General features: G+C 66.9%; 20 protein-coding genes. 12 read left to right on the top strand and 8 right to left on the bottom strand.

All coding sequences use genetic code 11. From position 1 onward, the window contains the following. Window positions 1–14: 14 nt before the first annotated feature. Complete coding sequence (locus tag AC0N04_RS06450; protein ID WP_474279817.1) at window positions 15–329, bottom strand: hypothetical protein; 315 nt, start codon at window positions 327–329, stop codon at window positions 15–17. A gap of 196 nt (window positions 330–525) precedes the next feature. Here AC0N04_RS06450 and AC0N04_RS06445 point away from each other — a divergent pair, with 196 nt between their 5' ends. Continuing rightward, window positions 526–1254 (top strand): helix-turn-helix transcriptional regulator, encoded by a 729-nt coding sequence (locus AC0N04_RS06445; RefSeq protein WP_474279816.1) that lies wholly within the window; start codon window positions 526–528, stop codon window positions 1252–1254. Window positions 1255–1746: 492 nt separating this feature from the next. Here the strand turns inward: AC0N04_RS06445 and AC0N04_RS06440 are convergent, their stop codons facing one another. The 3 genes from AC0N04_RS06440 to AC0N04_RS06430 all read right to left on the bottom strand — a co-directional run bounded on the left by AC0N04_RS06440 (window position 1747) and on the right by AC0N04_RS06430 (window position 3100). After that, window positions 1747–1944: a YgaP family membrane protein gene (locus tag AC0N04_RS06440; protein ID WP_474279815.1), complete on the bottom strand. Its 198-nt coding sequence runs from the start codon at window positions 1942–1944 to the stop codon at window positions 1747–1749. 111 nt (window positions 1945–2055) lie between these two features. Beyond that, a complete protein-coding gene (locus AC0N04_RS06435; RefSeq protein ID WP_474279814.1) occupies window positions 2056–2754 on the bottom strand; it encodes a Crp/Fnr family transcriptional regulator in 699 nt (232 codons plus the stop codon). A 58-nt stretch (window positions 2755–2812) separates the two neighbouring features. Continuing rightward, window positions 2813–3100, bottom strand: coding sequence for a YkgJ family cysteine cluster protein (locus AC0N04_RS06430; RefSeq protein WP_474279813.1), 288 nt, complete (start codon window positions 3098–3100; stop codon window positions 2813–2815). Window positions 3101–3372: 272 nt separating this feature from the next. Between AC0N04_RS06430 and mnmG the strand changes: the two genes are divergently transcribed. From mnmG to AC0N04_RS06415, 3 genes are all read left to right on the top strand, one after another. Further along, on the top strand, window positions 3373–5379 hold the full coding sequence (gene mnmG, locus AC0N04_RS06425) for a tRNA uridine-5-carboxymethylaminomethyl(34) synthesis enzyme MnmG (RefSeq protein WP_474280504.1): 2007 nt from the start codon (window positions 3373–3375) through the stop codon (window positions 5377–5379). Between the two features lie 35 nt (window positions 5380–5414). Beyond that, entirely contained in the window at window positions 5415–6104 is a 690-nt protein-coding gene (gene rsmG / locus AC0N04_RS06420; RefSeq protein WP_474279812.1) for a 16S rRNA (guanine(527)-N(7))-methyltransferase RsmG, read from the top strand. A gap of 190 nt (window positions 6105–6294) precedes the next feature. Continuing rightward, entirely contained in the window at window positions 6295–7086 is a 792-nt protein-coding gene (locus tag AC0N04_RS06415) for a ParA family protein (protein WP_474279811.1), read from the top strand. 39 nt (window positions 7087–7125) lie between these two features. Here the strand turns inward: AC0N04_RS06415 and AC0N04_RS06410 are convergent, their stop codons facing one another. Together AC0N04_RS06410 and argC are read right to left on the bottom strand one after the other, a co-directional pair. After that, the gene (locus AC0N04_RS06410; RefSeq protein ID WP_474279810.1) at window positions 7126–7719 is read right to left on the bottom strand and encodes a hypothetical protein; all 594 of its coding nucleotides are present in this window, start codon (window positions 7717–7719) and stop codon (window positions 7126–7128) included. Window positions 7720–8023: 304 nt separating this feature from the next. Further along, complete coding sequence (argC, locus tag AC0N04_RS06405; RefSeq protein WP_474279809.1) at window positions 8024–8965, bottom strand: N-acetyl-gamma-glutamyl-phosphate reductase; 942 nt, start codon at window positions 8963–8965, stop codon at window positions 8024–8026. A 74-nt stretch (window positions 8966–9039) separates the two neighbouring features. Here argC and AC0N04_RS06400 point away from each other — a divergent pair, with 74 nt between their 5' ends. The 6 genes from AC0N04_RS06400 (at window position 9040) to AC0N04_RS06375 (ending at window position 16507) form a co-directional block, all read left to right on the top strand. Continuing rightward, window positions 9040–9606 carry an RBBP9/YdeN family alpha/beta hydrolase gene (locus tag AC0N04_RS06400; protein ID WP_474279808.1) on the top strand — a complete coding sequence of 189 codons (567 nt, stop codon included), beginning with the start codon at window positions 9040–9042 and terminating at the stop codon, window positions 9604–9606. Window positions 9607–9624: 18 nt separating this feature from the next. Next, a complete protein-coding gene (locus tag AC0N04_RS06395; protein ID WP_474279807.1) occupies window positions 9625–10539 on the top strand; it encodes a ParB/RepB/Spo0J family partition protein in 915 nt (304 codons plus the stop codon). A 388-nt stretch (window positions 10540–10927) separates the two neighbouring features. Next, window positions 10928–12850 carry a PrkA family serine protein kinase gene (locus AC0N04_RS06390; RefSeq protein WP_474279806.1) on the top strand — a complete coding sequence of 641 codons (1923 nt, stop codon included), beginning with the start codon at window positions 10928–10930 and terminating at the stop codon, window positions 12848–12850. A 66-nt stretch (window positions 12851–12916) separates the two neighbouring features. Beyond that, window positions 12917–14203 (top strand): YeaH/YhbH family protein, encoded by a 1287-nt coding sequence (locus AC0N04_RS06385; RefSeq protein ID WP_474279805.1) that lies wholly within the window; start codon window positions 12917–12919, stop codon window positions 14201–14203. Further along, the gene (locus AC0N04_RS06380; RefSeq protein WP_474279804.1) at window positions 14200–15816 is read left to right on the top strand and encodes a SpoVR family protein; all 1617 of its coding nucleotides are present in this window, start codon (window positions 14200–14202) and stop codon (window positions 15814–15816) included. Before AC0N04_RS06385 ends, AC0N04_RS06380 begins: the two co-directional genes overlap by 4 nt. Before the next feature lie 61 nt (window positions 15817–15877). Then, window positions 15878–16507, top strand: coding sequence for a TlpA family protein disulfide reductase (locus tag AC0N04_RS06375; RefSeq protein ID WP_474279803.1), 630 nt, complete (start codon window positions 15878–15880; stop codon window positions 16505–16507). 31 nt (window positions 16508–16538) lie between these two features. Here the strand turns inward: AC0N04_RS06375 and AC0N04_RS06370 are convergent, their stop codons facing one another. Further along, complete coding sequence (locus tag AC0N04_RS06370) at window positions 16539–17951, bottom strand: FAD-binding oxidoreductase (RefSeq protein ID WP_474279802.1); 1413 nt, start codon at window positions 17949–17951, stop codon at window positions 16539–16541. 39 nt (window positions 17952–17990) lie between these two features. On the opposite strand from AC0N04_RS06370, the gene AC0N04_RS06365 reads away from it, so the two are divergent. Continuing rightward, window positions 17991–18566 (top strand): cob(I)yrinic acid a,c-diamide adenosyltransferase, encoded by a 576-nt coding sequence (locus AC0N04_RS06365; protein WP_474279801.1) that lies wholly within the window; start codon window positions 17991–17993, stop codon window positions 18564–18566. Between the two features lie 21 nt (window positions 18567–18587). Here AC0N04_RS06365 and AC0N04_RS06360 read toward each other — a convergent pair whose 3' ends face one another. After that, window positions 18588–19709 carry a 3-deoxy-7-phosphoheptulonate synthase gene (locus AC0N04_RS06360; protein ID WP_474279800.1) on the bottom strand — a complete coding sequence of 374 codons (1122 nt, stop codon included), beginning with the start codon at window positions 19707–19709 and terminating at the stop codon, window positions 18588–18590. A gap of 298 nt (window positions 19710–20007) precedes the next feature. Here AC0N04_RS06360 and AC0N04_RS06355 point away from each other — a divergent pair, with 298 nt between their 5' ends. Then, the gene (locus AC0N04_RS06355; RefSeq protein ID WP_474279799.1) at window positions 20008–21402 is read left to right on the top strand and encodes a sulfatase; all 1395 of its coding nucleotides are present in this window, start codon (window positions 20008–20010) and stop codon (window positions 21400–21402) included. Window positions 21403–21617: the final 215 nt, after the last annotated feature.

The following is a 21617-nucleotide window of genomic DNA, read 5'->3' as shown; positions in this document are numbered from 1 at the left end:
GTCCGTCGGCGGCCTCAGGCGGCGTGCAGCACGCGCCAGACCTCGTCCTGCCAGGGCAGGCGACGCACCAGGCGCGAGATGTGCAACGCTGCTTCGTCGGCCGTGAGCACGTCGCCGTGCTCGCTGATCAGGCGCAGGTTGGTCACGACGCCCAGCGGGTCGGCCATGGCCAGCACGCCGTGGGCGATCTCGATCCAGTCCCAGGCCAGGCCGGCCCGGCCATCGTCAAGTTGCTGGCCCCAGATGGTTTGGCCGGTCGACGGGTGGTCGGCGCCGCCGTTGCAGACAATTCTTGTGCCGAGATGAACGAATCCTGGTTTACGCTTCACGTCGGCCTGACAGAATACGGCAGGCCAGGAGAACAAGGTCCAGGGAGGCGGGGGCGTGATCGACGGTGCGGTTGGCATAATGACTATTTGATCGTCAGCATGCCCCGAAGTCTGGAGAGCTTGTCTTGCGTGTGCTAGCTGTAAATCCTGTCAGGGTTCACGCTTTGGGCCGTTGTCGGGCCGAAGGGTCGGTCTCATGAGTACGGATCTGCTGAGCGGCAGCTGCCAGACGATCATGGAGGCCAAGACGCAGGACGATTTCCGCGCCGGCATCGTCCGCTTCGCCCACGATCTCGATTTCGGCTACGTGTCGGCCATCACGGTGATCGACCACTCGCTGACCTATTCCGAGTTCATCAACGTCGGCAACATGCCGACCGAGTGGATCTCCGCCGGGGCCGCGCAGGTGACAACACACCGCCGTGATCCGGTGATGCAGCACTGCAAGAACGGCTCGGTGCCGATCATCTGGGATCAGCGAACCTACGCTGCACGGGACGCGAGCGACCTTTGGGAGGAGCAGGCGCACTACGGTTATCGCACGGGGATCTGCATGGCCCTGCATTTCCCGCAGGGCCGGCATTTCATCATGGGTGTGGATCGGGAAGCGGCGCTACCGACCAAAGCCGGGCATCTGACCCGCATCGTGGCCGATCTGCAGCTGTTCGCGGTGCACGCGCAGGACGCTGCCTTGCGCCTGTTTTTGCCCGACTCGCTTCAGGACGAGCGGCCGGCGCTGACGCCGCGCGAGCTCGAAGTGCTGCGCTGGACGATGGAAGGCAAGACCGCCTGGGAGGTCGGCATCATCCTCGGCATCAGCGAGCGCACCTCGGTGCTGCACATCCAGAACGCGATGCGCAAGCTGGGTTCGATCAACAAGCACCAGGCGGTGCTGAAGGCCTTGCGCCTGGGGCTGATCCACTGAGGGGGTTGACAAGCTGTCAGAGTTGACAGTGTTCAATCGGCGATGCACTTGGTTCAATGAGGTTGTGCGCTTCGATAGCGCTTCCTCTTCAACCGGAGTCACCATGAACCCGTCCGCTTTGACCTGCTTCGCCGCTCAACAGTTTGGCCTGTCTGCCGTGACCGAGTGCCCGCGTACCGGCTGGTAAGCCGTTCCGGGGCGCTTGTCTAGACAGGTGCCCGGGAGGCGCTCAGCAGGGAGGCGGCCCGCCAGGGGGGCCGACCGCGCCGAATTCCAAGTCCCGCTACCGCCGGCTGATGGCCCGAGGGGCTCCATCCAGGATGGGCGCCATCGGTGCTCGCCGGCCCTGGTTCCTGTTGCAGGTGTTGGCCGTGCTGGGCATGGTCAACACCTTTTTTTCGTGGCCGGTGCCCTCTGGCTTGTCGCGCCGACAGACCCACCGGGGTTGGCGCTGGCGCAAGTCCCTGCCCGGCCGGGCAGGGACGGTACGGGTCAGGCCTTTTTGTCCATCGGGCAGGTGGACATGCCCAGCAGCGGGTACAGCGGGCAGAACTTCATGACACCGGTGAGCAGCGGGACGACGCCGATCCAGCCCCAGGCGCCGATGGTGCCCGTCAGGGTCAGGGCGATCAGGATCAGGCCGACCAGGATGCGGGCGATGCGGTCGATGCCGCCGACGTTGACTTTCATGGGATCTCCTTCTATCCGTTGAGGCTTTGCACGAGCCGGTGAGGGCATCGTGCCTGCACAGTGTGCGCCTGTCTGTGACCCGGGTCACTCAGGGCAGACGACGAAGGCAGGTCACAGGCGGGTGCTGCTGCCGCTCGCCAGGTGGCGCAGGGCGGCGGCGTCCTGCAGCTCGATCCGCTCGCGGCCCAGCGTCAGCCAGCCGGCCCGCTCGAAGCGCTTGAGCAGGCGGGTGACGATCTCGCGCACCGTGCCCAATTCGTCCGCCAGGGCCTGATGGGTGGTCGACACCACCAGGCCGCGGCCGAGCAGGGCGCCCGCCAGGCGCTGATCCAGGCGCTGGAAGGCGACCGCTTCGGCCAGTGCCATCAGGTCGGCCAGGCGGTCTGCGAAGGTACCGAACACGAAGCGGCGAAAAGCCCCGTCGGCGACCCAGCGATCAAAGCCGCCTGGCGAGAGCAGCGCCAGTTCGCTGTCCTGCGTGGTGATGCCGTGGGCCACCAGCACACTGTGCCCGAACAGGCAGGAGGTCGATGCCACGCACAATTCACCCGGTGTGACTCGGTACAACTCCAGCGAGCGGCCGGCGTTCGAGCCGCGCGCCACCCGCACTTCGCCGCTCAGCACCATCGGAAAGCCCTGGCAGGGCGCCCCCTCCTCGAACAGCCGGGTGCCTGCGGGAGCTTGAAAGAGCGTGGCCTCGCGGGCCAGAACCTCCTCGCGCAATGTTTCCGGCAGGGCCGCGACGGCCGGATACATCGCTCCCAGGCGTGGGCTCCAAGGCGGTGGCATGCGGGAGGGGTCGGAATCCATGGGGGCAGTGTAGGGCCGGCTCCGTGAGGTGACGCCGACGCCTGCGGGTGGCGCGGGTTCAGCCGGAGCCAGGGTGGGGCGCGATCGCCGTGGTCGGGCGGGTCGCGGCTTCCAGCTGCGTCAACCCGCGCAGCGCGGAGCGGCGGTCGGTGCCGCACAGGTCGACGCTCGGGCGCAGCGAGGCGCAGACGGCCGGACGGCGGGGATCGCCGAAGAGTTGGCAGCGATCTTGGCGATCGAGCTGGATGCATCGTTCGCCCGCGGCCTTGCCGTCCGGCATGCCGGGAATCGGGCTGGAGATGGACGGCGCGATGCAGCATGCGGCGCAATGAGGGCGGCATTCCATGGCGAGGAGGCGTGTGGCGCGGCGTCGTGGTGATGGGCGGAAGGGATTTCCGGCATGCCGCAGGTCGGGGTGGGCTGGGGCCTTTAAAATCAAACGCTTGGCCAGATGCCAGCTTCGTTGGGGGCCCTGTCGATCAAGCGCTTTCCAGCCCGCATCGATCGCTGTTCTTCACGGGCCCCGGGTGGCTGCTTCGGGCGCTTGAGGCGCGTTGGCAGCATTTCAACACAGGCGCGGTGGCGGCAGGTCTGCCACTTCCTTTTCAGATCGGCCCCATGCTGTATCCCCAGGAATTTGACGTCATCGTCGTCGGTGGCGGCCACGCGGGCACCGAGGCCGCGCTGGCCGCGGCGCGCATGGGCTGCTCGACGCTTCTGTTGACCCACAACATCGAGACGCTGGGGCAGATGAGCTGCAACCCGTCGATCGGTGGCATTGGCAAGGGCCATCTGGTCAAGGAGGTGGACGCGCTGGGCGGGGCGATGGCGCTGGCCACGGACGAGGCGGGCATCCAGTTCCGCATCCTCAACGGCAGCAAGGGGCCGGCGGTGCGGGCGACCCGGGCCCAGGCCGATCGCATTCTCTACAAGGCGGCGATTCGGCGCCGGCTCGAGAATCAGCCCAACCTGTTGTTGTTTCAGCAGGCGGTGGACGATTTGATGGTGGAGGGGGATCGGGTGGTCGGGGCGGTGACCCAGGTGGGGATCGCCTTTCGGGCTCGGGCGGTGGTGCTGACGGCCGGCACCTTCCTCGACGGCAAGATCCATGTCGGTCTGCAGAACCATGCGGGCGGGCGGGCAGGTGACCCGCCGGCCGTGCGCCTGTCGGCACGCCTGAAGGAGCTGAAGCTGCCGCAGGGGCGACTGAAGACGGGGACGCCGCCGCGCATCGACGGCCGGTCGATCGACTTCGCCAGAATGACCGAGCAGCCGGGGGACTTGGACCCGGTGCCGGTGTTCAGCTTCATGGGCGATGCCGGCCTGCATCCGGTGCAGCGCCCGTGCTGGATCACGCACACCAACGAGAGGACGCACGAGGTGATCCGGTCGGGCTTCGACCGCAGTCCGATGTTCACCGGCGTCATCGAAGGGGTGGGGCCGCGATATTGCCCCAGCATCGAGGACAAGATCAATCGGTTCGCTGACAAGAACGCGCACCAGATCTTTCTGGAGCCCGAGGGCTTGTCGACCCACGAGTACTACCCCAATGGCATCTCGACCTCGCTGCCGTTCGACATTCAATGGGCGGCGGTGCGGACGATGGTCGGTCTGGAGAATGCCCACATCCTGCGACCAGGCTACGCGATCGAATACGACTATTTCGATCCCCGGGCGCTGCGCCACAGTTTCGAGACGCGGCAGATCCGGGGCTTGTTCTTCGCCGGTCAGATCAATGGCACCACGGGGTACGAGGAGGCAGCGGCCCAGGGGCTGTACGCGGGCGCGAATGCCGCCCGTCTGGTGCTGGGGCGCGAGCCGCTGCAGCTGCGCCGGGATCAGGCCTATCTGGGGGTGCTGGTCGATGACTTGATCACCCGGGGGGTGACCGAACCCTATCGGATGTTCACCAGTCGCGCCGAATACCGGTTGCAGCTGCGCGAGGACAATGCCGATGCCCGCTTGACCGAGATCGGGCGTGAGATGGGCCTGGTCGATGACCGCCGATGGGCGGCTTTCAATCGCAAGCAGGAGGCTGTTTCACGTGAAACCGAGCGCCTGAAGTCGACCTGGGTCCATCCCGGCATTCTTTCGGCGGCGGATGCCGAGCGATGGATCGGCAAAGCCCTGGAGCGGGAATACAGCCTCAGTGATTTGCTGCGCCGCCCGGGGGTCAGCTTCGACGACCTGGAGCAGGTGGCTCGGCGGAGCCGGCCAGACGCCGGTGTTTCACGTGAAACGCTGGAGAGCACCCTGGGTCCGGCGATGGCTTCCGAGGTCATCGAGCAAGTCGAGATCGCCACCAAGTATGCCGGCTACATCGACAAGCAGGTGGAGGACGTGGGGCGAGCGCAAGCCTGCGAGTCGTTGAAGCTGCCCGAGGAGCTGGACTACAGCCAGGTGACGGCGCTGAGCTACGAAGTGCGGCAGACGCTGGGCCGGCATCGGCCTGAGACGCTGGGACAGGCCGCGCGCCTGTCCGGGATCACCCCGGCCGCCATTTCGTTGCTGTTGGTTCATTTGAAGAAGAAGCGATTTCGCGGTTTCGCGGAAGCTCAGGCGCCGGAGCTTCCGTCGCCGGAGCGGGCAGGCGGACCCGCCGCAACCCCTCGGGCTCCGAACTGAGCGCGATGGCGCGACGACCTGAAGAAGGCCAACACATGGAATTGCATCCGCAACGGCAGGCGCTGCTGGAGGGCCTGGGGCGACTGGCGCTGCCGCTGCCGGACGGCGCCGAGGACCGATTGCTGGCCTACCTGGATCTGCTGGCCCGCTGGAGCCGCGTGTACAACCTGACGGCGGTACGCGATCCCGGGGACATGTTGACGCACCACCTGCTGGATTGCCTGGCCGTGGTGGCGCCGCTGCGGCGGTGGATCGGCCGCCCGGGCGCGACGTCGCCGACGGTACCCCGCGTGCTGGACGTGGGCAGCGGCGCCGGCTTGCCGGGGGTGGTGCTTGCGATCGCGCAACCGGATTGGTCCGTGACCTGCGTCGACACCGTGGCCAAGAAGGCCAGTTTCATCCGCCAGGCGGCGGTGGAGTTGGGGCTGGCCAATCTGGCCGCGCGGCATCAGCGCGTCGAGGACATGGTCGAGCAGGATTTCGACGTCGTGACCTCGCGGGCCTTTTCGTCGCTGGCTGATCTCGTCGCCTTGACCCGGGGGCGTCTGAGGCCGCAGGGCATCTGGGTCGCGATGAAGGCCAAGCTCACGGCTGACGAGCGGGAGGCCGTGGGGCCCGGCGTCGAGGTGTTTCACGTGGAACCGCTGTCCGTGCCTGGTCTGGATGCCGATCGGTGTCTGGTCTGGATGAGGCCCCGGGCGATCGCATCCCGCGCCGGCGACTGATCCGGTCGGCGCCTTGCCCGACCTCTGGCCGACGTGAGTTGCAGCGTCGGCGCCCTCGGCCGATGTTTCGTCGCGGCCCCCGGTCAAGCCTGGCTGGACAACGGCGACAATCACCTCGCGCCGATACCTCGCGCTGATGGCTTGCACCGCATCCGTTTCCCGAGAAAACCGACCCCACCGGACCGCCACCATGTCTCGCACCTTTTGCATCGCCAACCAAAAAGGCGGCGTCGGCAAGACGACCACCTGTGTCAATCTCGCCGCTGGATTGGCCCGCGTCGGGCAGCGGGTGCTGCTGGTGGACCTGGATCCACAAGGCAATGCCACGATGGGGTCGGGGGTCGACAAGCGCACGCTGGAAGTCAATGTCTACGACGTGCTGCTGGAAAGCGCCAGCGTTCAGGAGGCCCGCACCCGCTCGGAGAAAGGGGGCTACGATGTGCTGGGGGCCAACCGCGAGCTGGCGGGCGCGGAAGTGGAACTGGTCGCGCTGGACCATCGCAACGAGCGCTTGCGCCGCGCGCTCAAGGCGGCCGAGGCCGACTACGATTTCGTGCTGATCGATTGCCCGCCCAGCCTCAGCCTGCTGACCCTCAACGGCCTGTGCAGTGCCCATGGCGTGATCGTCCCGATGCAGTGCGAATACTTCGCCCTCGAAGGGCTGACCGACCTGGTCAACACCATCAAGCAGGTGCACGCCAACCTCAACCGCGACCTTCAATTGATCGGGCTGCTGCGGGTGATGTTCGATCCGCGGATCACCTTGCAATCCCAGGTCAGCGACCAGCTCAAGGGCCACTTTGGCGACAAGGTGTTCAACACCGTCATTCCGCGCAATGTGCGCCTGGCCGAGGCGCCCAGCTACGGACTGCCGGGTGTGGTCTTCGACCCGTCGTCCAAGGGGGCCTTGGCATTTGTCGAATTCGCCCGGGAGATGGTCGAGCGCGTCGGCAAGGAAGGGCTGACCGAAGCGCCGGCCTGAGCTCCTGGCAGGGGGTTCTGCCGGGCTGCAGACGAGTGGTCAGAAGTCGTGCATCACCACCACGGACAGGTGGTTCGAACCGACCCGGCGCGGGCCGACCACGCCGTAGATGCCCGAGCGATGATGAATGCGCAGCGCCAGCGACCAGTCGGGCAGCTTGGCATCTCGCAGCGCGATTTCCGGGGCCATGTGGAAGAGGGTGCGGTAACCGTCCGGCTTGGCGGGGTCGGTGTAGTCCGACCAGGGTTTGCCGAAGGCCTGCGACACGCCGATGCCCCAGCCGATCTCGAACCCCACCGAACCGACATGCCAGGGCGTGATCGAAGGCCGCCAGTCCAGCGCCAACTCGCCGTTGGTGGCCAGACCGCTGGCCTTGAGCACCGAGGCCTCGACACTGGTGGAGACGGGAATGTCGTGGGCGGCGCCCCAGGTCGCCAACCAAGCCGGTGCGGGTATCTTGCGGCGAATCACCAGGCCGCCGATATGGGCGCCGGGGAAGTCCAGCTGGCCACGCACCGCGTCGGGCAGGATTTCGAGCAGATTCGAATTGACGCCTTCGCCCATCAGCAGGCCCAGCGACCAGTTGCCCCCGGAGGTCGCGGGGGCCTGTGCCTGAGCCGCGGTCGGTGCCACCCCCCATCCGCCACACGCAACGACGGCCGCCAGCATCGATGCCACACCCCGTTGCCGGGGTTTCGCGGATCGGCCGCTTCGCACCTGCGCCCTCGACGGGATGGCGGAACCCCAGGGGCGGGCCATGGCCTGCTGCAGAGACCGGTCAGACAGAGATCGAGATTGAATCACCTGCACTCCCATGCCCCAAGGGGCTTGCTGGTCCGAAAGAGTATGCCCTGAGTGTTTCCAGATGTTGGCGGCCGGACGTCTGCCGACCTAGGGGAGGGCCGTGCCCGACGGGGTCGGGCCACCACCGTTCGGCTCACAGGCCCAGCGATTCTTCCTTGCCGAGGTGGATGTTCATCGCCTGGACGGCGGCACCACTGGCGCCTTTGCCCAAATTGTCCAGCCGGGCCATCAGCAGGGTCTGCGAGTCGTTGGCAAAGACAAACAGGTCGACCCGGTTGCTGTCGTTGCAGGCCTGGACGTCGAAGAAACCGTCTTCCAGTGTGGCGGGGTCCGACAAGGGCATGACCCGGACGAAGCGCTCGCGCGCGTAACGCTCTTCCAGCACCTGATGCAGGGCGGCACCCGTCGCTCCACCGGCCAGCTGGCTTTGGTGTAAGGGCACACTCACTGCCAGTCCCTTGTAGAAATTGGCAACGACGGGCATGAAGACCGGTGCGGTGTGCAGGCCGGTCTGGGCTTTCATTTCCGGCAGATGCTTGTGCGCGAGCCCCAGCGCATAAGGTCGCGGCGCGGACAGGCGCGCGTCGGCATCGGCCCGGTAATCCTCGATCATCTTCTTGCCGCCGCCCGAATAGCCGGTGATCGAGGTGGCGGAAACGGCCGCTTCGGCCGGCAGCAGGCCGGCATCGACCAGCGGCCGCAGCAGCAGGATGAAGGCGCTGGCATGGCAGCCGGGATTGGCGATGCGCTTGCTGGCGCGGATCGCATCGCGCTGGTCCGGGCACAGCTCGGGCATGCCGTAGATCCAGCCCGGGGCGGTGCGGTGGGCGGTGCTGGCGTCGATCAGGCAGGTCCGGGGGTTGGTGACCATCGCGGCCGCTTCCCGCGACGCGGCATCGGGCAGGCACAGGAAGGCCACATCGGCGGCGTTGAGCAGGCGTGCGCGTTCGGCGGCGTCCTTGCGCTTGTCGGCATCGATGCGCAGCACTTCCAGGTCGCCGCGCTGGGCCAGCACCTCGTGGATCCGCAGGCCGGTGGTTCCTTCCTGGCCGTCCACAAAGACCTTGAATGTCATGATGGTGTCTTTCGAAATGCTCGGACAAAAATCGGCGTGAGCCGCCGAGCATAAGCCAAGCCCAAGGAAGCCGCATGAGTCCTGTCCACCCTTTCCGCATCCTGCAGCTGCCGGGCTGGCTCGACTCCGGCCCTGGCCATTGGCAGTCCCGCTGGGAGGCGTTGCACGGCGACACCCGTGTCCAGCAGGACGACTGGACCTGGCCCCGCCGCGGTGACTGGATGGCGCGCCTCGAGGAGGTCTTGCTGGCCGACGAGCGCCCGGCCTTTCTGGTCGCGCACAGCCTCGGCTGCCAACTGGTGGCGGCCTGGGCCGCGCATTCGCGGCAGACGCGCCGGGTGGCCGGCGCGCTGCTGGTCGCGCCCCCCGACGTGGAGCGCGCCGACACGCCGCCGCACCTCAGCGGCTGGACGCCGATCGTACGCCAGCGCCTGCCGTTTCCGGCGCTGGCGCTGGTCAGCGACAACGATCCGTTTTGCAGCCCGGCGCGTGCTGCGCAGATGGCCGCCGACTGGGGTTGCAGCTGGCTGGACGTCGGGCCGCTGGGGCACCTCAATGGAGAGTCCGGCCTGGGCGACTGGCCCGAGGGCCGCCGCCTGCTGGCGGCCTTGATGGAAGAGCCCGAGGATGACGGCGACTGATCGCCGACAATCGCCGCCATGGCAACCAAAAAACCCAAGGGCCTGGGCATGGGCCTGGAGGCCTTGCTGGGCCCCAAGGTCAGCGATTCCCCTCAGGCGGGCGGCGAGGGCCCTGAGCGCGTGCCCAGCGCGCTGAAGCTGGATCAGCTGCAGGCCGGCAAGTACCAGCCGCGAACCCGCATGGATGAGGGGTCGCTCTACGAACTCGCGGAGAGCATCCGTGGCCAGGGCGTGATGCAGCCCATCCTGGTGCGTCCGGTGGGCGACCCTGCCGCGCAGCGCTACGAGATCATCGCCGGCGAGCGACGGTTCAGGGCGGCCCGGATCGCCGGGCTCGCCGAGGTCCCGGTGCTGGTCAAGGCCGTGCCCGACGAGGCGGCGGCGGTGATGGCGCTGATCGAGAACATCCAGCGCGAAGACCTGAATCCGCTGGAGGAGGCCCAGGGCCTGAAGCGACTGGTGGACGAATTCGGCCTGACGCACGAACAGGCGGCGCAAAGCGTGGGCCGCTCGCGCAGCGCGGCCAGCAACCTGCTGCGCTTGCTGAATCTGGCGGAGCCGGTGCAAAAGCTGCTGATGGCCGGTGATGTCGACATGGGGCATGCGCGCGCGCTGCTGCCGCTGCCGGCGGCGCAGCAAATCATGAGTGCCCACGAAATCGTGGCGCGCAAGCTGTCGGTGCGCGAGGCCGAGAAGCTGGTCGCCAAGGCGCTCAGCCCGGGGCGCCAGGCACCCTTGCTGCGGGTCAAGCAGGACAAGTCGCGCGACATCGTGCGGCTGGAAGAGCAACTGGCCGACAGCCTGACCGCCGACGTCGAAATCCGGGTCCAGCGCAAGACCCAGCGCGGCGAGCAGGGCGAGATCGCGATCCGCTTCGGTTCGCTCGACGAGTTGAACGGACTGCTGGACAAGCTGGGCGTGACCGAGCGCTGAGTGGAGCGAACGGAGGGCGCGGCATGCCCGTTTGGGGCGCGGCCCCGTCCACGGCGAGGCGTGGTGACCCCAAAGTGGGCACATTTACCCCAAGCCGGTAGGCATGAATCTCGCTGATGCGTTACAACAGCAGGGCATGGCAACGCGAGCGGCTTGAAAGGATGAAGAGCGGCATCGGGCGGTGTCTCATCGAGGCTTCCCCAAGCGCCATTCGCTTCACGCTGAACCCCTGGGCATCGAAACGATCGAACCCACATGAAATGACCTGACCGGAAAGCTCTGATGACGCCTGGGCCCGTACAGCCGGGACGCCATCAGAACTTCCCAGACGCCCTGATCGGAGTGGCTCCGAGGGGGGCGCCGCCTGACACACGACAGGAGGCCTTTCATGGACGTGATCAGCAGCTTCGCCGCCCGCTTCGAGCGCACTCGTGAAGAGGAGTTGTCCCTTGAGGACTACCTCGCCGAGTGCAAGCGCAACCCTCTGGCCTACGCCACCGCCGCCGAGCGCATGTTGAAGGCGATCGGCGAACCGCAGATGGTCGACACCCGCAACGATCCGCGGCTGTCCCGCATCTTCGCCAACAAGGTCATCAAGATCTATCCCGCCTTCGCCGAGTTCTACGGCATGGAGGATTCGATCGAGCAGGTGGTGTCCTACTTCCGCCACGCCGCGCAGGGGCTGGAAGAGAAAAAGCAGATCCTCTACCTGCTGGGCCCGGTGGGCGGCGGCAAGAGTTCGATCGCCGAGCGCCTGAAGGCGCTGATGCAGGACGTGTCCTTCTACGCGATCAAGGGATCGCCGGTGAACGAGAGCCCGCTGGGCTTGTTCGACGTCAACGAAGACGGCGAGTTGCTGGAACAGGAATATGGCATTCCGCGCCGCTACCTGAACCGCATCATGAGCCCCTGGGCGGTCAAGCGCCTGGAGGAGTACGGCGGCGACATCCGGCAGTTCAAGGTCGTCAAGCGCCACCCCAGCATCCTGAAGCAGGTCGGCATTGCCAAGACCGAGCCTGGCGACGAGAACAACCAGGACATCTCCAGCCTGGTCGGCAAGGTCGACATCCGCAAGCTCGAAACCTATGCGCAGGACGACCCGGACGCCTACAGCTATTCGGGCGGCCTGTGCCTGGCCAACCAGGGTCTGCTCGAATTCGTCGAGATGTTCAAGGCGCCGATCAAGGTGCTGCACCCGCTGCTGACGGCCACGCAGGAGGGCAACTTCAAGGGCACCGAGGGCTTCGGCGCGATCCCGTTCGACGGCATCGTGCTGGCGCACAGCAACGAAAGCGAGTGGAAGGCCTTCCGCAACAACAAGAACAACGAGGCCTTCCTCGACCGCATCTACATCGTCAAGGTGCCGTACTGCCTGCGTGTGAGCGAGGAGGTGAAGATCTACGAGAAGCTGCTCAAGGGCAGCTCGCTGCACGGGGCCACCTGCGCACCGGGGACGCTGAAGATGATGAGCCAGTTCGCCATCCTGACGCGGCTCAAGGAGCCCGAGAACTCGTCGCTCTACTCGAAGATGCAGGTCTACGACGGCGACAACCTGAAGGACACCGACCCGCGTGCCAAGAGCTACCAGGAGTACCGCGATTACGCCGGGGTGGACGAAGGCATGAGCGGCGTCAGCACCCGCTTCGCGTACAAGATCCTGTCCAAGGTCTTCAATTTCGACAGCCAGGAGGTGGCGGCCAATCCGGTGCACCTGATGTATGTGCTGGAGCAGCAGATCGAGCGCGAGCAGTTCCCTGCCGAGACCGAGCAGAAGTACATCGGTTTCATCAAGGAGCAGCTCTCGCCGCGTTACGCCGAGTTCATCGGCAAGGAGATCCAGACCGCCTATCTCGAGAGCTACAGCGAATACGGCCAGAACATCTTCGATCGCTACGTGACCTATGCCGACTACTGGATCCAGGACCAGGAATACCGCGACACCGACACCGGCGAGGTCTTCGACCGCGCGTCGCTGAACGGCGAACTGGAGAAGATCGAGAAGCCGGCCGGCATCGCCAACCCCAAGGACTTCCGCAACGAGATCGTCAACTTCGTGCTGCGCGCCCGCGCCAACAACGCCGGCAAGAACCCGCTTTGGACGAGCTACGAGAAGCTGCGCTCGGTGATCGAGAAGAAGATGTTCTCGAACACCGAGGAGCTGCTGCCGGTGATCAGCTTCAATGCCAAGGCCAGCGCCGACGAGGCCAAGAAGCACGAGGACTTCGTCGACCGCATGGTCGCCAAGGGCTATACCCCCAAGCAGGTTCGCCTGCTGTGCGAGTGGTACCTGCGCGTGAGAAAGAGCAGTTGATCGGCTGGCGGTGGCCCGGGCCGGCGAGCAGCGCGGCCCGGTGTGCGTCCCCGAAGGAGGTTCTGGATGGCGCTGCAATCAATCATCGACCGCCGGCTGGCCGGCAAGAACAAGTCGATTGGCAATCGCGAGCGCTTCCTGAGGCGCTACAAAGACCAGATCCGCGAGGCCGTCAAGCGCGCGGTGGACGGACGTGGCATCCGCGATCTGGAGCGCGGCGAAGAAGTGCGCATCCCGAAGAAGGATTTGTCCGAGCCGGTGTTCCACCATGGCAGCGGCGGCCAGCGCGAGATGGTGCATCCGGGCAACCAGGACTACCTCGCCGGCGACCGCATCGAGCGGCCCAAGGGTGGCGGCGGGCAGGGTGGTGGCAAAGGCCAGGCGAGCGACCAGGGTGACGGCGAGGACGAGTTCAGCTTCGCCCTGTCCAAGGAAGAGTTCATGCAGGTCTTTTTCGAGGATCTGGCGCTGCCGCACCTGATCCGGACCCAGATCGCCGAGGTGCCCGAGTACAAGACGCACCGTGCCGGCTACTCGACCGACGGCACCCCCAACAACCTCAGCGTGGTGCGCTCGATGCGCGGCGCGCTGGGTCGGCGCATTGCCCTGGGGGGCGAGTCGCGTCGTGAATTGCACCGGCTGGAAGAGCGCGTGGTTTTCCTCAAGCGCCATCACCCGGACGACCCGGTGGCGTTGAAGGAAATCGCCGAGCACGAGGCCGCCATCGCTGTCCTCAAGGCGCGCCTGGGCCTGATTCCGTTCCTCGATCCGATCGACCTGCGCTTTCGCAGCCGGGTCAAGACGCCGGTGCCCAGCAGCAAGGCGGTGATGTTCTGCGTGATGGACGTGTCGGGCTCGATGGACGAACAGCGCAAGGAGTTGTCCAAGCGCTTCTTCATCCTGCTGTACCTGTTTCTCACCCGGCACTATGAAAAGATCGACCTGGTCTTCATTCGCCACCACACCCAGGCCCAGGAAGTGACGGAAGAAGAGTTCTTCCATGCGCGTGAGACCGGTGGCACGGTGGTCTCGTCGGCCCTGGAATTGATGGACAAGATCATTCGCGAGCGCTATCCCGCTGGCGAATGGAACATCTACGGCGCCCAGGCCAGCGACGGCGACAACTGGCACCACGACTCGGGCCGCTGCCGCGAGTTGCTGGCCGACAAGATCCTGCCCGCCTGCCGCTACTACGCCTACGTGCAGGTGGCCGAAGAAGAGCAGAACCTGTGGGAGGAGTATGCGCGGCTGACCGAAACCCACCGCAGCTTCGCGATGCGCAAGGCCGTCGAGGCCTCGCAGATCTACCCGGTCTTTCGTGACCTGTTCAAGAAGGAAGGGGCACCGGCATGACCGACTATTCGCAGGACCGCCGCTTCGTCTACGACGCCCAGCGCATCCCGCAGGCCGGCGACCGGCGCCGGCCCCATACGGTGCTGGACGGCCCGCTGCCGCCGCCGCCGCGGCCCGCGCACCCCTTGCCCGATCCGAGCGACTGGTCGTTCGAGTTGATCGAGCAGTACCACGACGTCATCCGCCAGACCGCACGCCGCTTCGCGCTCGACACCTACCCGAACCAGCTGGAGATCATCACCGCCGAACAGATGATGGATGCCTACGCCAGCGTGGGCATGCCGGTGAACTACCGTCACTGGAGCTACGGCAAGGAGTTCATCGCCACCGAGAAGAACTACAAGCGCGGCAACATGGGCCTGGCCTACGAGATCGTCATCAACTCCAACCCCTGCATCAGCTACCTGATGGAGGAGAACACGATGGCGATGCAGGCCCTGGTGATCGCCCATGCGGCCTATGGCCACAACAGCTTCTTCAAGGGCAACTACCTGTTCCGCATGTGGACGGATGCCGCGTCCATCATCGACTACCTCGTCTACGCCAAGAATTACGTCGCCGAGTGCGAGGAGCGCCATGGCGTGGAAACGGTCGAGGAGTTTCTCGATTCCTGCCATGCGCTGCAGAACCACGGCGTGGACCGCTACCGCCGGCCCAGCAAGAAGACGCTGGCGCAGGAACTGGCGGCCCGCAAGGACCGCGAGAGCTACGCACAGCAGCAGGTCAACGACCTCTGGCGCACCCTGCCGCGCAAGGCCGAAGCCGCGGGCGAAGCGCAGGCCGCGCGGCGTTTCCCGGAAGATCCGGAAGAGAACCTCCTCTATTTCATCGAGAAGAACGCACCGCTGCTGGAGCCCTGGCAGCGCGAGGTGGTGCGCATCGTGCGCAAGGTGGCGCAGTACTTCTACCCGCAGCGCCAGTCGCAGGTGATGAACGAAGGCTGGGCCACCTTCTGGCATCACAAGCTGCTCAACACCATGTACGACGACGGCTTCCTGACCGACGGCGTGATGATCGAGTGGCTCAAGTCGCACACCAACGTGGTCTACCAGCCCAAGGTGGGCGAACGGGGCTATTCGGGCCTGAATCCGTATGCGCTGGGCTTCGCGATGTACACCGACATCAAGCGCATCTGCGACGCCCCGACCGACGAGGATCGACGGTGGTTCCCCGACATCGCCGGCACGCCCTGGTTGCCGGCACTGGACCAGGCCATGCGCAACTTCAAGGACGAGAGCTTCATCGGCCAGTATCTGTCGCCGAAGCTGATGCGCGACTTCCGCCTGTTCGCCATCACCGACGACGACCAGGAAAGCGAGCTGGAGGTCAGCGCGATCCACGACGAATCGGGCTACCGCAAGGTGCGTGAAGCCCTCTCGCGCCAGTACGACCTGGGCGCGCGCGAGCCCAACATCCAGGTCTGGAACGTCAACCTGCGCGGCGACCGCTCGCTGACTCTGCGCCACACCCAGCACAACAACCGCCCGCTGGACGACAGCGCGAACGAAGTGCTCAAGCACGTGGCCCGGCTGTGGGGCTTCGGCGTGCAGATGGAGAGCGTCAACAACGCCGGCGACGTCACCCAGCGCTTCAGCGTGCCGGCGCCGGCGTGAACCGCCGACGAAGCGGGGCGGCATGACCCTGGTCTACCATGGACAACCCTGCTGGCTCCCGATGTCTGCCGTGAGATTGCCTGTTGTTCATGCCGAGGCCCGCCCGCCGGGTCGTCCTGCCCTGCCGCGGTCCGGCCGTGCGCGCCTGCGAGGCTGGCGGCGACCGCTGCTGTGGCTTGGCGCGGCCGCGGGAGTGTGGCTGGCCGGTGCGACCCCGGCGGTGGCGGCAGACGGCGAAGTCCAGATCGGCCAACCGCTGCGCGACGCCTGGATGCAGGGGCTGAACGGCCCGTCGCACAAGCTCTCGGACTATCTCGGCCATCCGCTCGTCATCAACGTCTGGGCCAGCTGGTGCGGACCGTGCCGGCAGGAGATGGCCTCGCTGGAGCGGTTGGCCTGGCGTGACCACCGCGTGGCGTTTTCGATCATCGGCATCTCCACCGACGACGATGCCGACAGCGCGAAGCGCCTGCTGGAGGCGACGCATGCCACGATCACCCACTTCATCGACCACCAGCTCGTGATGGAACACATGCTGGGCGCATCGCGTCTGCCGCTGACGGTGCTGATCGGCGCCGACGGGCGCATCGTCGACAAGGTGGTTGGCGCGCAGGCCTGGGACGGGCCCGAGGCCGCGGCGCGGATCGACGCGGCGTTTCGCTCTGGCGCCGCACCGCTGCGGAAGAAATGAACACGCGGCCGGCCTGACCGGGGCCGCCCGGTCAGGCCGGGAAGATCTTGCCCGGGTTCAGCAGGTTGTCCGGATCCAGCGCCTGCTTGATCGACCGCATCATCGCCACCGCGCCGAGGCCGGTCTCGTCGACCAGGAAACCCTGCTTGTGCAGGCCGATGCCGTGCTCGCCGCTGCAGGTGCCCTGGGCGGCGATCGCTCGCTGCACCACCTGGTCATTGAGCCGTTCGGCCAGCTCGCGCTCGGCGGGCAGCGCCGGGTCGATCAGGTAGGCGATGTGGAAGTTGCCGTCGCCGACATGGCCGACGATGTAGTGCGGCAGTCCGGCGGCCTCGGCATCGGCCAGCGCGGCGCCCACCATCTCGGCCAGCCGCGAGATCGGCACGCAGGTGTCGGTGGTGACGGCGCGACAGCCGGGCCGCATCTGCAGGCCCGACAAATACGCGTGGTGGCGGGCCGCCCACAGCCGGCTGCGCTCCTCGGGCGTGCGGGCCCACTGGAAGGCTTCGCCGCCGTGGTCCCGTGCGATGCCTTGCACGGTGGCGGTCTGCTCGGCCACCGCGCCCGGGCTGCCATGGAACTCCATCAGCAGCATCGGCGCCTCCTTCAGGCCCAGGTGATCGTGGGCATTGACGGCGCGCACGGCGTTGGCATCCAGCAGTTCGCAGCGCGCGATCGGCACCCCGGTCTGGATGATCTCGATCGTGGTGTCCACCGCGGCAGCCACGTCGGGAAAGAAGCAGATCGCCGCGGCCACGTCCTCGGGCAGCGGGTGCAGCTTGAGCGTCAGTTCGGTGATGACGCCGAGCGTGCCTTCGCTGCCCACCATCAACCGGGTCAGGTCGTAGCCGGCGCTCGACTTGCGGGCCCGCGTGCCGGTCCGGATCACATCGCCGCGGGCCGTCACCACCTCCAGCGCCAACACGTTCTCGCGCATCGTGCCGTAACGGACGGCATTGGTGCCCGAGGCGCGGGTGGCCGCCATGCCGCCCAGCGACGCATCGGCACCCGGGTCGATCGGAAAGAACAGGCCGAGGTCCCTGATCTCGCGGTTGAGCTGCTGGCGCAGCACGCCGGGTTGCACGGTCACGGTCAGGTCTTCGGCGTGGACCTGCAGCACGCGGTTCATGCGCGAGACATCCAGGCTGATGCCGCCATGGATCGCCAGCAGGTGGCCCTCCAGCGACGAGCCTGCGCCGTACGGGATCACCGGCACCCCGTGCGAAGCGGCCTGGGCCACGGCAAAGGCGACCTCGGCCGTGCTTTCGCAAAAGACCACCGCGTCGGGCGGCGGCACGTCGAACGGCGACTCGTCGCGCCCGTGCTGCTCGCGCACCGCCAGCGCCAGCGAACAACGGGCGCCGAAACGCTCCGAGAGGCTGCGCACGAGCGCGTCGGGCAGGCGGGCCGGTGCGGGCGAATCGAGGGCGGACGCAGCGTTCATGGCGGCACTTTACGCCCGGCTGCACGTAACATCGCCGCCATGGCAAACCGACTGACCCAGATTGCGACGCGCACCGGCGACGATGGCACCACCGGCCTGGGCGACGGCCAGCGCGTGCCCAAGCACCACCTGCGCATTGCCGCGATGGGCGACGTGGACGAGTTGAACTCCCAGCTCGGCGTGCTGCTGGCCGAGCCGTTGCCGGCCGACGTGCGCGAGTTGCTGGTCGTGATCCAGCACGAGCTGTTCAACCTGGGCGGCGAGCTGTCGATCCCAGGCTACGAGCTGCTCAAGGCCGACGCCGTGCTTCGCCTGGACGAGGCGCTGGCTCTTCACAATGCGGCGCTGCCCCGCCTGGCCGAATTCATCCTGCCGGCCGGCACACGCAGCGCGGCGCTGGCCCACGTGGCGCGCACCATCGCCCGCCGCGCCGAGCGCGCCCTGGTGGCGCTGGCGGAGCACGAGCCGGTGAACGCCGCGCCGCGCCAGTACCTGAACCGTCTGTCGGACCTGCTGTTCGTGCTCGCGCGGGTGCTCAACCGCGCGAACCTCGACGGCCTGGGGGGCGACGACGTCTACTGGCGCAGCGAGCGGCTGCAGCGCGGCGAAGGCTGATCGGCGCCGGCCGCGTTGCGTTCAAGCGCGGCGCGCTTTCACCGCGTCGCTCAGCGTCTGCAGCACGCCGACCGAATCGTCCCAGGGGATGCAGGCGTCGGTGATGCTCTGGCCGTACACCAGCTTGGACGGATCGTCCTTGCCGGGCGTGAATTTCTGCGCCCCGCCCAGCAGGTGGCTCTCGACCATCACGCCGAAGATGCTGCGGCTGCCGGCGGCCACCTGGCTCGCCACGTCGCGCGCCACGTCGATCTGGCGCAGGTGCTGCTTGCTCGAATTGGCGTGGCTGCAGTCCACCATCAGCGTGGGCTCGAGCTTGGCCGCCGCCAGTTCCTGGCAGGCCGCCGCGACGCTCTGCGCGTCGTAGTTGGGCGTCTTGCCGCCGCGCAGGATCACGTGGCAATCCTTGTTGCCCTTGGTCTGCACGATCGCGACCTGGCCGTTCTTGTGCACCGACAGGAAGTGGTGCGGCCGGGCGGCGGCCTGGATGGCATCGGTGGCGATCTTGATGTTGCCGTCGGTGCCGTTCTTGAAGCCGATCGGCGCCGACAGGCCGGACGACAGTTCGCGGTGCACCTGGCTCTCGGTGGTGCGGGCGCCGATCGCCCCCCAGGAGATCAGGTCGCCGATGTACTGCGGGCTGATCGTGTCGAGGAACTCGCTGCCTGCAGGGACGCCCAGGCGGTTGATCTCGACCAGCAGCTGGCGCGCGATGCGCAGGCCTTCGTCGATGCGGAAGCTTTCGTCCAGGTACGGGTCGTTGATCAGCCCTTTCCAGCCCACGGTGGTGCGCGGCTTCTCGAAGTACACGCGCATCACGATTTCCAGCGTGTCGGCATGCTGCTCGCGCACGGCCTTCAGTCGGCGGGCATAGTCGACCGCGGCGACCGGGTCGTGGATCGAGCAGGGCCCGATGATGACCAGCAGCCGGTCGTCCTTGCCGGTCATGATGCGGCGCACGTTGTGGCGGGTGCGCTTGACCAGTTGTTCGACCGGCGTGCCGGCGATCGGGAAGAAGCGGATCAGGTGTTCGGGCGGCGGCAAGGGGGTCACCTCCTGGATGCGCTGGTCATCGGTTTCGCTGGTGCGCTCCGTCAGAGCGGGGGTACTGCGGGCGTCGCCAGCGGCGGCTTTGGCGTTCATGGAGCGGGTTCCTTGGGTCGGGCCTTGGGCACCGGCGAAAAAAAACCGCCGGGGCTTGCCGGCGGTTTTGGGGGGTGTTCGCTTTGCTTTCAGTCGCGCGCGATTGCCTCTCCAGCCGCCTGACGGGGCGAGATCCAAAAGTAGGCAAAGAAAAACGGGAGGGCGCGCATCACGGGCCGAATATAGCACGCGGTCCGCGCCACGATCCGGCAACGAATCTTCGCCGGCGCGACAGCCGCCTTGCGACCGGACTTTGCTACCCTGCGCGACGGATCAGACTTCCGAGGAGACCGAGGCCATGTCCAGTCACACGCTGAAGCGTCGTACGCTCTTGCAATGGGCCGGGCTGAGCGTCGCCGCCACCGGTTGCGGCGGAGGTGGCAGCGCCGCCGCGCCGTCGTCGCAGCCGAACGTGGTGGTGGTGGTGATCGACGATCTCAACGACTGGGTCGGCTACCTCGGCAACACCCAGGTCATCACGCCCCACCTCGACGCGCTGGCCGCGCGCTCGACGGCCTTCCTGCGGGCCTACTGCAACGACCCGCTCTGCAACCCGTCGCGGTCCAGCGCCTGGAGCGGCCTGAGCGTGCAGGACACCCGGGTCTACGACAACTGGGCCAGCCTCCGCAGCACGAACCCGAGCGCGGTGCTGCTGCAGAACTGGATGCAGCAGCACGGCTACGAGGTGGCGCAGTACGGCAAGGTCAACCACGTCTACACCGGCGTGCCCGAGCCCTATCCGCCCGCGCTGCCGGCGAACAACCAGCAATGCTCCGGGATCTTGCCGGGCAGCAATCCGGAGGGTGCGTTCGATTGGGCCGGCATGGCCGTCGACGACTCGGCAATGCCCGATTACCAGTACACGCAGCACGGCATCGACTTCCTCAATCAGCCGCATGGTGGGCCGTTCATGCTGTGCGTGGGCATGGTCCGTTCGCATCTGGCGTGGTATGTGCCGCAGCAGTACATCGACCTGTACCCGCTCGACAAGGTGGTGGTGCCCACGCCGCCGCCGAACGACCTGGCCGACATCCCTCCGGCGGGGCAGCAGGTCGCGCGCTGGCCGTTCGACGCGCTGGCCTGCGTGCAGAACCAGGGCCTGTGGGCGAGCGCCGTGCAAGCCTACCTGGCCAGCATCACCTTCGTCGACGGCCAGGTCGGGCGCCTGATGGCGGCGCTGGATGCCAGCGCCTATGCCGACAACACGGTGGTGGTGCTGTGGAGCGACAACGGCTTCCACCTGGGCCAGAAATTCCACTGGAACAAGCAGGCGCTGTGGGAGCAGACGACGCGGGTGCCGTTCATCGTCCGCACGCCCGGACAGACGCAGGGCGCGACGGTGTCGGCGGCCGTCAGCCTTTATGACTTCATGCCCACGGTCCTGGACCTGACCGGCGTCGCCGCCCCCTACGCGCTCGCCGGGCGCAGCCTGCGGCCGCTGCTGCAGGACGCCGCCACACCCTGGGATCACCCGGTGGTGATGACCAATGCCGTGATGGATGCCCAGAACAAGTACGCCACCGGCCTGTTCGACTACGCCGTGCGAACCAACCAATGGCGCTACATCCGCTACCGCGACGGCTCCGGCGAGCTGTACGACGACCTCGGCGATCCGCAGGAAATCACCAACCTCGCAGGCGTTGCCGCCAACAGCGGCCTGATCGCGAGCCTGAACGCGATGTTGCCGACGTGATCTGGGCACGACCCTTATCGACCGCAAGCGCGGTGACTTAAGGCAGAGATGAGCCGGTAATCTGCCACATACGCCGCTTAAGAGCGGGGCCCCGCAACCCGAAACCCCCTGTAGGCGCGACCACGTGGTGTCGCGCACCTGCAGAGGGGGTTCGCGATGCGCACTCAATTCAGCCCGGCCGGTGCGGCTCAGGCAAGCCATGGGGCTCTTCTTGG

Source organism: Ideonella sp. sgz306126, assembly GCF_056032705.1.
Note: the sequence above shows the minus strand (reverse complement) of the source record. Positions and strands in the feature narration are given on the sequence as shown.